General features: G+C 30.3%; 11 protein-coding genes. 10 read left to right on the top strand and 1 reads right to left on the bottom strand.

Going from position 1 to position 14,044, the window contains the following annotated elements; translation table 11 throughout:
* Positions 1–6: 6 nt before the first annotated feature.
* From CSPA_RS22990 to ahbB, 7 genes are all read left to right on the top strand, one after another.
* Positions 7–3,096: an efflux RND transporter permease subunit gene (locus CSPA_RS22990; RefSeq protein WP_015394794.1), complete on the top strand. Its 3,090-nt coding sequence runs from the start codon at positions 7–9 to the stop codon at positions 3,094–3,096.
* A gap of 106 nt (positions 3,097–3,202) precedes the next feature.
* Entirely contained in the window at positions 3,203–4,474 is a 1,272-nt protein-coding gene (locus CSPA_RS22985) for a TolC family protein (protein ID WP_015394793.1), read from the top strand.
* A gap of 351 nt (positions 4,475–4,825) precedes the next feature.
* On the top strand, positions 4,826–5,881 hold the full coding sequence (locus CSPA_RS22980; protein WP_015394792.1) for a cadherin-like beta sandwich domain-containing protein: 1,056 nt from the start codon (positions 4,826–4,828) through the stop codon (positions 5,879–5,881).
* A gap of 384 nt (positions 5,882–6,265) precedes the next feature.
* Positions 6,266–7,435, top strand: a complete 1,170-nt coding sequence (gene nirJ1 / locus CSPA_RS22975; RefSeq protein ID WP_015394791.1) for a putative heme d1 biosynthesis radical SAM protein NirJ1 — start codon at positions 6,266–6,268, stop codon at positions 7,433–7,435.
* A 55-nt stretch (positions 7,436–7,490) separates the two neighbouring features.
* On the top strand, positions 7,491–8,474 hold the full coding sequence (gene nirJ2, locus CSPA_RS22970; protein ID WP_015394790.1) for a putative heme d1 biosynthesis radical SAM protein NirJ2: 984 nt from the start codon (positions 7,491–7,493) through the stop codon (positions 8,472–8,474).
* Between the two features lie 27 nt (positions 8,475–8,501).
* Complete coding sequence (gene ahbA, locus CSPA_RS22965; protein WP_015394789.1) at positions 8,502–8,969, top strand: siroheme decarboxylase subunit alpha; 468 nt, start codon at positions 8,502–8,504, stop codon at positions 8,967–8,969.
* Positions 8,962–9,438: a siroheme decarboxylase subunit beta gene (gene ahbB / locus CSPA_RS22960; RefSeq protein ID WP_015394788.1), complete on the top strand. Its 477-nt coding sequence runs from the start codon at positions 8,962–8,964 to the stop codon at positions 9,436–9,438. Before ahbA ends, ahbB begins: the two co-directional genes overlap by 8 nt.
* A 110-nt stretch (positions 9,439–9,548) precedes the next feature.
* On the opposite strand, the gene CSPA_RS22955 is transcribed toward ahbB, so the two are convergent.
* Positions 9,549–9,779, bottom strand: a complete 231-nt coding sequence (locus CSPA_RS22955) for a hypothetical protein (RefSeq protein ID WP_015394787.1) — start codon at positions 9,777–9,779, stop codon at positions 9,549–9,551.
* A 293-nt stretch (positions 9,780–10,072) separates the two neighbouring features.
* On the opposite strand from CSPA_RS22955, the gene CSPA_RS22950 reads away from it, so the two are divergent.
* From CSPA_RS22950 to CSPA_RS22940, 3 genes are all read left to right on the top strand, one after another.
* Complete coding sequence (locus tag CSPA_RS22950; RefSeq protein WP_015394786.1) at positions 10,073–12,196, top strand: PTS sugar transporter subunit IIABC; 2,124 nt, start codon at positions 10,073–10,075, stop codon at positions 12,194–12,196.
* A 23-nt stretch (positions 12,197–12,219) separates the two neighbouring features.
* Entirely contained in the window at positions 12,220–13,053 is an 834-nt protein-coding gene (locus CSPA_RS22945; RefSeq protein ID WP_015394785.1) for a PRD domain-containing protein, read from the top strand.
* A gap of 227 nt (positions 13,054–13,280) precedes the next feature.
* Positions 13,281–13,961 carry a DUF5680 domain-containing protein gene (locus tag CSPA_RS22940; protein ID WP_015394784.1) on the top strand — a complete coding sequence of 227 codons (681 nt, stop codon included), beginning with the start codon at positions 13,281–13,283 and terminating at the stop codon, positions 13,959–13,961.
* Positions 13,962–14,044 lie beyond the last annotated feature (83 nt).

The following is a 14,044-nucleotide window of genomic DNA, read 5'->3' as shown; positions in this document are numbered from 1 at the left end:
GAATAAATGAATATAGCTAATATTAGTATTAAAAGACCTGTATTTGTAACAGTTATTATGATTGCTCTCACTATTTTAGGGTATACAAATTATCAAAAATTAGTACTTAATGACATGCCGAATGCAGATATACCATATGTTTCAGTTGTTGTAACAGAACCAGGTGCAACACCACAAGAGCTAGAAACGAAGGTCGCAAAAAAAGTTGAAGATGCAGTTCAAAAAATTTCAGGAGTGGATACTATAACTACAACTGTAACCTCGGGGATGTCACAAACCACTATAGGATTTGAATTGAGTAAAGATTCTGAAGTTGCAGCTCAGGAAGTTAGAGATAAGGTTTCTAGTATTGTAGGGCAATTACCAACAGATGCTAATGACCCAGTAATTTCTAAATTTGATATGTCAGCATCATCTATTTTATCTATTGCAGTTTATGGATTAGACGATAATCAAGTCTTATCTGATGTTGTAGATAACACTATAAAACCAAAACTATATACAATTTCTGGTATTGGATCTGTAGATGTATCAGGAGAAGATACAAGAGAAATTCATATAAAATTAGATAATGATAAGCTGCTTTCACATGGTCTTACAGCAAGCCAAGTTATAGGTAGTATTAAAAATGATAATATTGATCAATCAAGTGGAAAAGTAGTTGATGGAAATAATGAAATTTCTATTACAACAAATAGTAAAATACAAAAGGTTGAAGATTTAAAAAATGTTTTAATAAAAAATAACAAAGGAACAGAAATTAGATTAAATGATATTGCTACAATTGAAGATTCTGTTCAAGAGAGAACTAGTCAAGCTTATTATCAAGGTAATAAGTCAATTGGTATAAATATAGTTAAGCAATCAGGTGCAAATACTGTTGAAGTTGCAGAAAATGTAAAAAAAATAATCAGCCAAATTAAAGGTTCGCTACCAGAAGGTGTTCAGGTTGATATTGTTAGTGATAATTCAGCATCAATTCAACGAACAGTAGACAGCGTTCAAGAAACTATTATAGAGGGATGTGCATTAGCAGTTATTATTGTTTTCTTGTTCTTAAATGAATGGGAGAGTACTCTTATTAGTGCATTATCACTTCCAATTTCAATTATAACCACCTTTATTTGTATGAAATTAATGAACTTTTCATTAAATACAATGTCATTAATGGGGTTATCTTTGGCGGTTGGACTCTTAATTGATGATGCTATAGTTGTTATAGAAAATATTGTAAGGCACTTGCATATGGGTAAAGGTCCACTAGAGGCAGCAAGAGAAGCTACATCTGAAATTGGATTTGCAGTTATTGCAACTACCTCTGCTGTTATAGCCGTATTTTTACCGATAGCAATGATAGAAGGTATACTTGGAAAATACTTTATTGAGTTTGCAATGACAATTGTTTTCAGTATGGCAGTTTCTTTATTTGTATCCTTCACTTTAGTTCCTATGATGTCCTCTAGAATGCTTAAAGCAGAGAGAAAGGAAAGCAAAACCTTCATTGGTAAGTTTTTTAAATCATTTAATAAGAAATTTGATAGTTTATCTAAAAAATATGCAAATTTCTTAACAAAAGCTCTTAAGCACAGATTGATAATTTTAATTGCCTGTGCGCTTATGTTTGTTGTGAGTTTAGGATTAGCTAGTACTTTGGGATTTGCTATGATGCCGACAACTGATAATGGACAAGTTACTGTTAATGTTAATTTTGATGCTGGAATAACTTTGGATATAGCAAATCAAAAAAATAAACAATTTGAGGAAATTATAAAAAGCAAGTATCCAGAAGTGAAATCTATGTATTCTAATGTAAGTAAAAGTAAGACATCAATCAAACTGGAATTAACTGATAAAACACAGCGTAAGGATAGTTCAAGGCAAATAGCTGAAAAGCTTAGAGCAGATTTAAGTGGAATTCCAGGGACACAAGTTACAGTTGCAGCTGCGTCTATGGGAGGCGGCGGAGGTTCAAAGGATGTAACTTATAATCTTGTCAGTGATGATAGAGAAAAGCTTCAAGCTTTTGCAAATAAAATAAAAGAAGAAATGGCTAAAGATCCTAATGCAAGAGATGTAAGTAGTAATGATAAATCTGGTACGCCTGTAGCAAAGATAGATGTAGATCGTGATAAAGCAGCAGATTTAGGAGTTAATAGTTCAGATGTTGCAAATACTTTAGGAATATTATTCAATGGTTCAACTGTAACAAAATATGATGGTGGTAAAGATAGGTATGACGTTAAAGTATTTCTTGATGAAGGGCAACGTAAAAATCTTAGTGATCTTGATGGAATTTATGTTTCTGGTACCAATAATACTCAAGTTCCGATAAAACAAGTGACTAAGAAAGTAATTGGGACAACTTCATCGGAATTACACAGATACGGAAGACAAGGACAAATTGAAATATCTTGTAATGTTTCAGGGACTCCATCAGGTACTTTCCAAAATAAATATCTTCAAAAAATCAAAAGTGAATTACCAGCGGGAGTTTCTTTATCTCTAGGTGGAACGAATCAAATGATGCAAAAGAGTATGGTGAGTTTAGTTCAAGCAATAATATTGTCAATCCTGTTCTTATACTTAGTTATGGCAGCACAATTTGAAAGTTTCATTGATCCAGGAGCAATAATGTTTGCATTACCGCTTGCTATTATAGGAGCTATGCTTGGATTATTCGCCTTTGGAAATGAAATAACTATGCCGGCACTAATTGGTATAGTAATGCTTTTGGGATTGGTATCAAAAAATGGAATCTTGCTTATTGATGCAGCTAAGGAAAGAATGAATGAAGGTATGCCTATAAGAGAAGCTCTAAGGGAAGCTGGACTTGTAAGACTTCGTCCAATAATTATGACTACTTTAGCTATGATATTTGGTATGCTGCCTTCAGCTGTTTCTAATAAAACAGGTTCAGAAATGAGTGCACCAATGTCACAAGCTATAATTGGAGGATTAATCACAGCTACAATATTAACTTTGGTGGTAGTTCCTATAGCATATACATTGTTAGATGATTTAAAGAAAAAGTTTGTTAGGTTAAAGAGTAAAAAAAGCTCAAAAGTACCTAAAGAAGAATCTAATTTAAATTTATAGATATCAAAAATTTTAAAGAGACTATACTAAAATTTATTTTTATATAGTCCCTTTAAATTCAGCTTTGAATTAATAAGTAGATAATTAAATGAAAAGGAGAATATGCATGAGAAAGAATATAAATAAGCTTGTTGCCTTTGCAATTGGTATTAGTATTATGAGCGGAAGTATAATGCCAGTTTTTGCAGCAGATACTACAAAACAAGATTCTAATACTGTGACAAGTACACAAACAATAAGTGGAAAACCACTTTTTACTTTAGATGAAGCTATAAAGGTGGCAATAAGTAATAGTGATACATTAGCAATTGATGATAAAAAAGTAAGTTATCAAGATAAAGTTAATGATGTAAATGAAAGAATAGATGATGCAACTAGTGTTTCAGGTGACAAAGAAGATTATAACAAGGATACTAGAGATAATTCACTTAATCAGGCTGAGCAAAAAAGGGAATTTGATGAAGATGCTGTAATACAAAAAACTACTACTGCGTATAACAACATTGTTACAAGTCAAATGAAAATAGATAAAGCAGCAAAAGATTTAGAAGTTAGAACTAAGCAGTTAAATGATTTACAATTGAAAAAAAATCTAGGAATTGTAACTGAAGTTGATTTACAAAATAGTCAGCTTAATATTCAAAATTTACAATATACACAAAAATTTAATGAAAATACTTTAAAGGATGCAATATATAGTTTTAAAGTATTAACTGGTAAAGATGTAACGAAATATAGCTTAGAACAAGATATTCAGTTTGACAAATTAAAAATTGATGGAGATATAGATGAATATTTTGATGACGTTATAGATAAAGATTTAAAATACCAAATAGAAGCAAATAAGATTGATAAAGAGTATTATAATGATCATGATAACCAAGTATCTGAACAGATGGTACGAGATGCAAAAGATAAGACTGATAATGCAGGAGCACCACCAACATCAACTCTGGGAGAACCAATTGAAACATATATGAATGACTATAATATTTATACAGCGAAGAAGAGTGCATATTCAAATGCATTGTCAGCGCGTTTGCAATATTTGGGTAAAAAACTTACTATGGATACAACTGATATATCATTAAATATGACTAAAAAGCAGTTAAAAGATACTTTAAGAAATTTATACACAAATCTTCTTAAAACTGAAGATAGTATAACCTACCTAAAGAGTAATATAGAATTGACTAATAAACAAATTAGTAATGCAAAACTCAAGTATGATTTGGGGATGATGACTAAATCAGATTATGATGCATTAGTTGTTAATAGTCTAGATTTGAATATTCAATTAAGAACTGCTATTGATGGATACAATACTTTAAAAGATGAAATTCAAAAGCCTTGGACTCTATCTTCAGGTTCAAAGTAAGTAATTTAAATTATAGGATTGATATAAAATCTTACTAGAATTTCATTAAAAGTAGCTGTTGCACTAAACAGAGATTACCTTGTTTATGTGACAGTTATTTTTTTATTTTTTTTTGCAACACTTTATTAATTTGAATTGTATTATAATTAGATAAATTTAAAATCTTAAAAAATATTATTAGAAATAATATTAAAATTTAAGGTTAATTTAAGGTAAGATTGAATATTTTTTAGTATAATTAAATAGTAAATTTTGTAAAATAAATATGTTATGCAGAATTTATGGATGCTTATTTAATAAACTACAATTTCAAAGATAAAAATAATTAGTAATTATAAGGTAGGGATGATAATGAATAGAAAAAGTATTAAAAAAATAATATCATTTGCTTTAGCGTTTAGTTTGGTAACTACTGCAGCACCAAATGTTTTGAATTTAGGGATAAAAACAGCATATGCAGCAGATTCTTCAGGGTATATTACTGATGTGAAATTAGAAACTAATAAAGATGATAATGTATATGTATATTCTAAAAGCAGTTATAATAGCAAGTATAAGTTGAGTAAAATAGATGGAAAAGCTCCTACAACTTTATATGCTAAGGTAAATAGTAATGTTAGCAAAATTAAAGTTACTGATATTGATCTAGGAACTGATTGTGATAAAGTAAAAATATACAAAAGTGATAATGAAATTGAGCAAGATGAGTATGTTAAAATTTCAGGAAATATGACTCTTAAACTTAAAGCATATAAAGGGTCTGATCTTAAAGAAACATATAACCTAAAGATAGAACAAGAAGATAGTGATAATAATGACAACAATAATGATGATATTTATTTAGATGAATTAACTTTATCATATAATAATGATGATATTGATTTTAATTTTGATAAGAAGAAATCATCATTTGATATAACTGTTAAAAATAAAGTTGATCGTGTTAAAGTATATGCAAAACCTGGAGATACAGATTACACTGTTAGAATAAATGGTGATAAAGTAGATGATAATGATGATTGGGAAGATAAAGTTTCATTATCAGAAGGTAGCAATACAGTTACTGTAAAGATTAAAGATGATGATAGTAATGAAAGAGAATATACTTTAAATATTACAAGAGAATCTAGTACAAGTAATACAAACTCATCATCAACTACAAGTAGTACAAGCGGTCTTAATACATCACTAGGTGAAGGTTGGCAGCAAATAGGAGCAGACTGGTTCTATATAGGACCAGATGGGTCAAAGCAAACTGGATGGCAAAACATAGGTGGTAGATGGTACTACATGAATGAAAATGGAGTTATGCAGGTAGGCTGGATAAAGAGCTCCGCTAATGGGAAATCATATTATTTAAACCCATTATCTAATGGCTTTAAAGGAGCTTTACTTCAAGTTAAATAAGCTTATATATCATTAAAAATTACAAAAAAAGAAGATTCAAAGTTATACAAAGTTTTGAGTCTTCTTTTTTTTGAGCAATACTTTAAAAAATCTTACTATTTTAATAGCGTAGTTAAGTTGCTGAAAGTATTAAATTTTACTTTATCTAAAATAAAAAAATTTTCATTGTTATTAAAACAAACTTCACTATTTTTAATGAAATAATCTAATATCATCTAACTCCTTCAGAAAAATAAAAAGCCCTAATATCATAAAATATACAACTAAAATAATTAGTAAATATAACAATCTGTACCTTTTTAGTGTATAATCAAAATATAACAATTATGAAAAAAGAAAAGTTATTGATAATAAGATATGGCATTATGAGGGGGATGAGAAAACATGATAAGTATAACTAAGCTTTTATGTGATTCTAATAACTATGGAGATAGTTTAAGGTATGTTGAAGGAGCTTCATTAGAAAAGTATGGAGTAAGTCCAGGAAGAGGACCTGTAGTTGCTTGGAATTGTACAAAGACTTGTAATTTGAAATGTAAGCATTGTTATGCAAGTTCAGACAGTAAGAGATATGAAGGTGAATTAACTTTAGAGGAATCAAAGAAATTTATTGATGATTTAAAAGAATTTAATGTACCAGCATTGCTGTTTTCAGGCGGAGAACCTTTAATGAAGGAAAATATTCTTGATATTATTGAACATGCAAGTAATAGAAAAATAAGAAGCACCATATCAACTAATGGTACTCTTTTAGATAAAGATATTTGTAAAGCTTTAAAGAAAATAAATTTAGGTTATGTTGGTGTAAGCCTTGATGGTATTGGTTCAAATCATGATAATTTTAGAGGAGTCAACGGAGCCTTTGAAAGTTCTTTAAGAGGAATTAGAAATTGTATTGAAGTAGGGCAAAAAGTTGGGCTTAGATTTACCATAAATAAAAATAATTATAAGGAATTAGAAGATATATTTAAATTAATAAAAGAAGAAAAAATCCCTAGGGTATGCTTTTATCATTTGGTTTATTCAGGAAGAGGAAGCAAGATGGTGGAAGAAGATATTTCAAAGGAAGAAACAAGAGAAGTTTTAGACTTGATTATAAGTAAGGCTATAGAGTTTGGACCAAGTGTTGAGATTCTTACTGTAGATAATCATGCAGATGCAGTGTATACATATTTGAGCTCTTTAGGAAAATATAAAGATAAAAGTGAGAATATATTAAGACTCTTAAAAACAAATGGTGGAAATAGGTCAGGAATGGCTTTCGCTAATGTGGATTTTTATGGGAATGTTCATCCAGATCAATTTACCTGGCAGTATACTTTTGGAAATGTTAAAAAAGAGAAGTTTGGGGAGATATGGAGAAATTCAAATAATGAAATACTTAATGGACTAAGAAATAGAAAGGAATTATTAAAAGGAAGATGTTCTAATTGTAAGTGGCTAAATGTTTGTAATGGAAATTTTAGAACAAGGGCAGAAGCTGTACATAATGATTTTTGGGCAGAAGATCCTGCATGTTATCTTACAGATGAAGAAATTCATTCTGGCTGCTAATATATGATTAATGATTTTTGATTAAGAGAAGCTTGAGTAAAGGTGAGTGAGAAAAATGATAATATCGTGGAATACTACAAATAAATGTAATTTGAAATGCAGCCATTGCTATAGAGATTCAGGTAAGGAGAGTCAAGGAGAATTAACTACAGAAGAGGCAAAAAAACTTATAGATGAAATTGCAAAAGCTAATTTTAAAATAATGATTTTCTCAGGTGGAGAGCCATTAATGAGAGAAGATATTTTTGAGTTAATAAGTCATGCAGCTAAGGCTGGACTTCGCCCTGTACTTGGAACCAACGGAACTCTAATAACAATCGAAATGGCACAAAAGCTGAAAGATTCAGGAATTTCTGCAATAGGAATAAGTCTTGATAGTCTAAGTTCGGAAAAACATAATCATTTTAGAGGGAGCGATTCAGCATTTAAAGACACTATTTATGCTATGAAAAATTGTAGAGATTTAGGAATTAGATTTCAAGTACATACAACAGTTATGGATTGGAATAAAGATGAGATAACAAGTCTAACAGATTTTTCAGTTGCAATGGGTGCAGCAGCTCATCACATATTCTTCCTTGTTCCTACAGGAAGAGGAAAAAATATAGAAGATGAACTATTAACTTCAAAAGAATATGAAGAATTATTAACAGCAATAATGAAAAAGCAAAAGGAAGTAGATATAGAAATTAAACCAACCTGTGCACCTCAATTTGTAAGAATTGCTGAAAAACTTGGGATGGATATTAGATTTAAAAGAGGATGTATAGCAGGATTGCATTATTGTATTATTAATCCAAGAGGGGATGTCCAAGCTTGTGCTTATTTACCAGAAGTAGCTGGTAATGTTAAAGAAGTGCCTTTTGATGAAATATGGAAGAGCAATGAGCTGTTTAATAATCTAAGAACTCAAGATTATAAAGGAACTTGCAATAGTTGTAAAGCTAAAAAGAATTGTGGAGGCTGCAGAGCAAGAGCAGCATATTATAACGACGGTGACTATATGTCTTCAGATAGAATATGTATTTTTAACAATTAAAATTCATTTATGGTATGGAGGATTTCTATGGATACAATAGATAAAAAATTACTTAATCTTATACAAAATGAAATTCCAATAGATAAAAGGCCATTTAAATTATTAGGAGAAAAATTATTACTTACAGAAAATGAAGTTTTAGAGCGAGTAAATAATTTGAAAAATCAGGGGATTATAAGACGAATAGGCGGGATTTTTAATTCTAGAAAAATAGGATATACAAGTACCTTATGTGCAGCTAAAGTACCTGAAAATAGAATTGATGAAGTAGCAGCTTGTATAAATGATTATTATGAAGTAACCCATAATTATTTAAGAGAAGATGAATATAACATGTGGTTTACAATAATAACAAATTCAAATGAAAATTTAAATAATATTTTACAAGAAATAAAAGAAAAAACGGCTTTAGATCAAATAATAAGTTTGCCATCTGTTAAATTATTTAAAGTAAAAGTTGCTTTGAATTTTCAAGGAGATGATAATAATGCTTAATAATTTAGATAAGAAAATAATACGAAGATTACAAGAAGATATTTCAATTACAGCAGATCCATATAGAGAAATGGCAACAGAACTTGATATAAATGAAGATGAACTATTAAGCAAAATGAAAACTTATAGTGATAGTGGCATTTTAAAGAGAATAGGAGCTATAATTTACCATAGAAAAGCAGGTTTTAAGGCTAATGCTATGGTAGTGTGGAAGGTCAGTGGTGAGGATTTAGATAGAATCGGAAAATATATGGCATCTATTTCTGAAGTAAGTCACTGTTATGAGAGAAAACCCTTTGAAGCATGGGACTATAATTTATATACAATGATTCACGAAAAGGATAGGGAAAGCTGTAATAGAATTATAGAAAAAATAGCTGATAATATCGGTGTGAAAAATTATAAGGTTTTATATAGTACTAAGGAATTGAAGAAGACTAGTATGAAATATTTTATGAATTTTAATTAATGGTGTTTATTGGTTAATAAAATAAATAAGGCTCAAGATAATATTTTTGCATTATCTTGAGCTGTTACATTTCTTTTAAAAATTCAGAGTAATAATATTTTATAAACAGCTTATATTTCACCTTTTTTTTCAATTTCATCATTATCAGAATTCATGTTAGAATATTTTGATAATGTAGGTATCCTTTCTGTGGAGTCGGAAAGACTACTTTTATTTTCAGAATTTTGTTTTATATTTCTAGCATAAGAAGATGGATTTGTTTCTGAGGAATGGAGATCAGTTAACTTTTCTGTATCATAATCTCCAGGGGTTGGATTGTAAGGTGTCCTTTCTTTGGTCACTATGATCACTCCTAACAAAATAATTTCGCTAACTTACAATTGTTGATTGAAAATTGTAGTATATTATTAGTCTTTCAAGAAATTAGCTATTAATACATAGGAATAAAAATATTGACCTATTATTTTAAATATGATATTATTTCTCATAATGAGATAGTGTGTAACTGACAGGTAGGCATTAACTATACGTGAATATTTTAGGATGTTTATGTTGGTTGATGCTTTTTTGCGCGCGAAAGGCAGAAAAAACACCCTAAGTTAAAGAAACCTAATAAAGTAAAAAGGAGAAAACAATGAAAGAGAAGATTTTTGGTGTTTTGCAACGTGTAGGAAGAGCATTTATGCTTCCAATCGCGATTTTACCAGTGGCAGGTCTTTTTTTAGGAATTGGTGGGTCGTTTACAAATAGTACAATGCTTGATGCCTATGGACTTACTGAGTTAATAGGTCCTGGTACAATTATTAATGCCCTTCTTTTAGTAATGAATGATGCAGGAAATATAGTATTCAATAACTTATCTTTAATATTTGCAATAGGCGTTGCAATTGGTATGTCTAAAAAAGAAAAAGAAGTTGCAGCTTTAGCTGCTGGTATTGCATTTCTCATAATGCATGCGTCACTTGGTGCTATGATTAAAATTCATGGTGGTTCTGAGGCAATGTTAACTGGGGCAACAGTATCAGTACTGGGTATTACTTCATTACAAATGGGTGTTTTTGGTGGTATTATTGTAGGGCTTGGAACTGCTGTATTACATAACAAGTATTATAAAATTAAATTTCCACAAGTATTATCATTCTTTGGTGGAACAAGGTTTGTACCTATTATTAGTTCTATAGTTTATTTAATTGTCGGAATTTTAATGTTTTATATTTGGCCACCAGTTCAAGGATGTATTTATAAAGTTGGAAGTATAGTACTTGCATCAGGCTATGCTGGAACTTGGGTTTATGGGTTAATGGAACGTTTATTAATACCTTTTGGACTTCATCATGTATTCTATTTACCATTCTGGCAAACAGCAGTTGGTGGGACAGCAGAAGTTGGTGGTAAAGTTATTGAAGGTGCGCAAAATATATTCTTTGCAGAGCTTGGAACTCCAGGAATAACACACTTCAGCGTTTCAGCAACAAGATTTATGTCGGGTAAGTTTCCACTAATGATATTTGGTTTGCCTGGGGCAGCACTTGCAATGTATCAATGTGCTAAACCAGAAAAGAGAAAAGTAGTTGGTGGATTGTTATTATCAGCAGCTTTAACTTCAATGCTTACTGGGATTACAGAACCAATTGAATTTACATTCTTATTTGTTGCACCAGCATTATATGGAATTCATTGTATATTTGCAGGAGCTGCATATATGTTAATGCACATGTGTGGTGTTGGCGTAGGCATGACATTTTCAGGTGGATTTATTGATTTGTTTTTATTTGGTATATTACAAGGAAATGCTAAAACAAGTTGGATATGGGTTGTTATTGTAGGGATTGGATATTTTGTGGTATACTATGTATTGTTTACATTTCTAATTAAGAAATTTGATTTAAAAACTCCAGGTCGTGAGGACGCTGAGGAAGTTAAATTGTATACAAGAAGCGATGTAAATGCTAAGAAAAATTCTCAAAGTGAAAATGTTGAAGATGTATTTTCAGCCATGGTTTGCAGAGCACTTGGTGGAAAAAAGAACATTTCAGATATTGATTGTTGTGCTACTAGATTACGTTGCACAGTACATAAATCTGAATTGGTTGATGTGGCATTATTAAAACAAACTGGCGCATCAGGGGTAGTTCATAAAGGTACAGGGGTTCAGATTATATATGGACCAATGGTAACTGTTATTAAATCAAATTTAGAGGAGTATTTAATTACAGCTCCAAATGAAGAAGTTATAATGGATACAGTATTAGAAAAAGAAAAAGCTGATGAAAAAGAAATTCAAGGAAAAATTATTAATACAATAATATTAAATAGTCCATTAACAGGTGAAGCTAAAGATTTATCTGAGGCACCGGATGAAGCTTTTGCAAGCAAAATGATGGGAGATGGAGCAGTAGTTATTCCAAGTGAGGGTATAGTTGTAGCGCCAGCAGATGGGATGATAAGTTTTGTATTCCCTTCAAAGCATGCAGTTGGAGTAACCGTAGCTGATGGAATTGAATTACTTATACACATTGGAATAGATACAGTAAGACTTGATGGTAAAGGCTTTCAAACTTTTGTAAAAGATGGTGATAAAGTAAAAGCTGGTGACAAGTTATTAAGCTTTGACTTAGAATTTATAGAAAACAATGCGCCATCAATTATATCACCATGTATTTGTACTACATTAAGCAGAAAGCAAAAAGTACGGTTATTAAAAATTGGTGAAGTAAAAATGGGAGAAGCTTTAATTGCAGTTGATATATTAGAATAAAATATATAAGGAGGAGGAATAAGATGTTCAGAGTGATAAAAGCACTAAATAATAATGGTGTGCTTGCAATCAACATGGATACTAATAAAGAATACATTTTGCTTGGAAAAGGCATAGGTTTTGGTAAAAAAGTAAATGAACGTATGGAAGCACCTGATAATTCAAGTATATATCTTTTGCAGCAACAAACAGAGAGAGGCCCATTAAAAGATTTAATTAATGATATAGAGTCTGAGTTCTTAGAAATTGCAAGTTCAATCATTTTAGAAGCAGAAAAGAAATTTAAAAAGATTGATGCTAACATTTTATTTCCTCTTGCTGATCATATTTCATTTGCGGTAAAAAGAATAATAAATAAAGAAGAAATTAGTAATCCATTCACACAAGATATTAAAGCACTATTTCCAGAAGAATATGAGGTGGCCTACAAAGGGAAAGATATTATAAAAGATCTAGTAGGTGTAGAGATAAATGAAGATGAGATAGGGTATATAGCAATCCATATTCATTCAAGTTTAGGCAACGAGAAAGTGTCGCAGGCAATGGAAATAGCAATTCTTGTTAGATCATGTATCACATCCATAGAAGATAGTATTGGAAAGAAGATTGATATTGAATCCTTATCTTATAATCGTCTTATGAGTCATATTAAATACATGGCTGCAAGAATATTAAAAGGTGAAGAAATAAAGCTTGATATGAATGACTATATAAGTGAAAGATTCCCAAGATCATTTGCAATAGCAGAAGGAATATGTAAGAAATTAGGCAGTGAATTAAAAAAAGATTTTAAAGCTGTAGAGATTGGTTATCTTGCTATGCATATTGAAAGAGTATTTTCTGATGAATCAGAGTAATAGGGCTTTATTTGATTAAAATTAGACGAATAACTTCTATTAAATACTTCTGTATAAAATAAGTGAAGGTATAAATTATAACAATAATAGGACTCACAATGATGTATCAATACATTAATGTGAGTTTAATTTTTGAAAAAGCAACTATTAGTTGACAAGATTGTTATATTTGTTTGATAGAAATATGATAATATTCAAAGTATACTCATAATGGGGGTGGATATAAGATGAGTTTTCAAGAACAGTTACAAACACTTAGAAAAGCAAAAGGATTATCACAAGAAAAATTAGCGGAATTCTTAGGGATATCAAGACAAGCGGTGGCAAAATGGGAAGTTGGACACTCTTATCCAGATATTGCAAACTTAATTTTACTGAGTGAATTTTTTAAAGTAAGTATTGATAAATTGGTTAATGATTATGAAGAAAATTGCCGATTATGTATAAAGGAAAATAAAGAGAAGCCAATAAATGAAGAAATAATTACCTTTTTATGTAAAGCTAAAAAGGCAACATATGCAGGAAAAGGTCCAGAAATCAGACCGTCTAGGCCAAATTCACATGATTTGGAATATTTAGAAGGAAGCTTAAAATATATAGATACATATTTAGGTGGAGAACAATTCGCAGGTGAAGAGGCTTTATGGAAAGATGAAATTCCATTTTGGTCAATGAATTATATGGGAAGGGTTTTAGAGGAGAGGTTCTCAGGTAGTTTTTTAAAGGAAGCTTTGAGCTTAGTTTCTAAAGAAAATCCATACAGGGGACCTATTATTTATCAAAATGGACAATATAAGTATCATTGTATTATAAATGGTGAATTTGAATGGTTTCAAGGACATGAAGAAATCTATTTTGAAGATACTAAGGTATATGAATGCTTTTTTCATGGTGGAGAAATCAAATGAGGTATGGAAAATTAATGATGAGTGAAAAATAATCTTGAGTGGGATTATTTTTCACTCATCATTAGTTGTTTTTAATTTTGTAC

The organism is Clostridium saccharoperbutylacetonicum N1-4(HMT), from assembly GCF_000340885.1.
In the GTDB taxonomy this organism is placed as follows: domain Bacteria; phylum Bacillota; class Clostridia; order Clostridiales; family Clostridiaceae; genus Clostridium; species Clostridium saccharoperbutylacetonicum.
The sequence above is the reverse complement of the archived record's forward strand: the minus strand, read 5'-3'. Positions and strand labels throughout refer to the sequence as shown.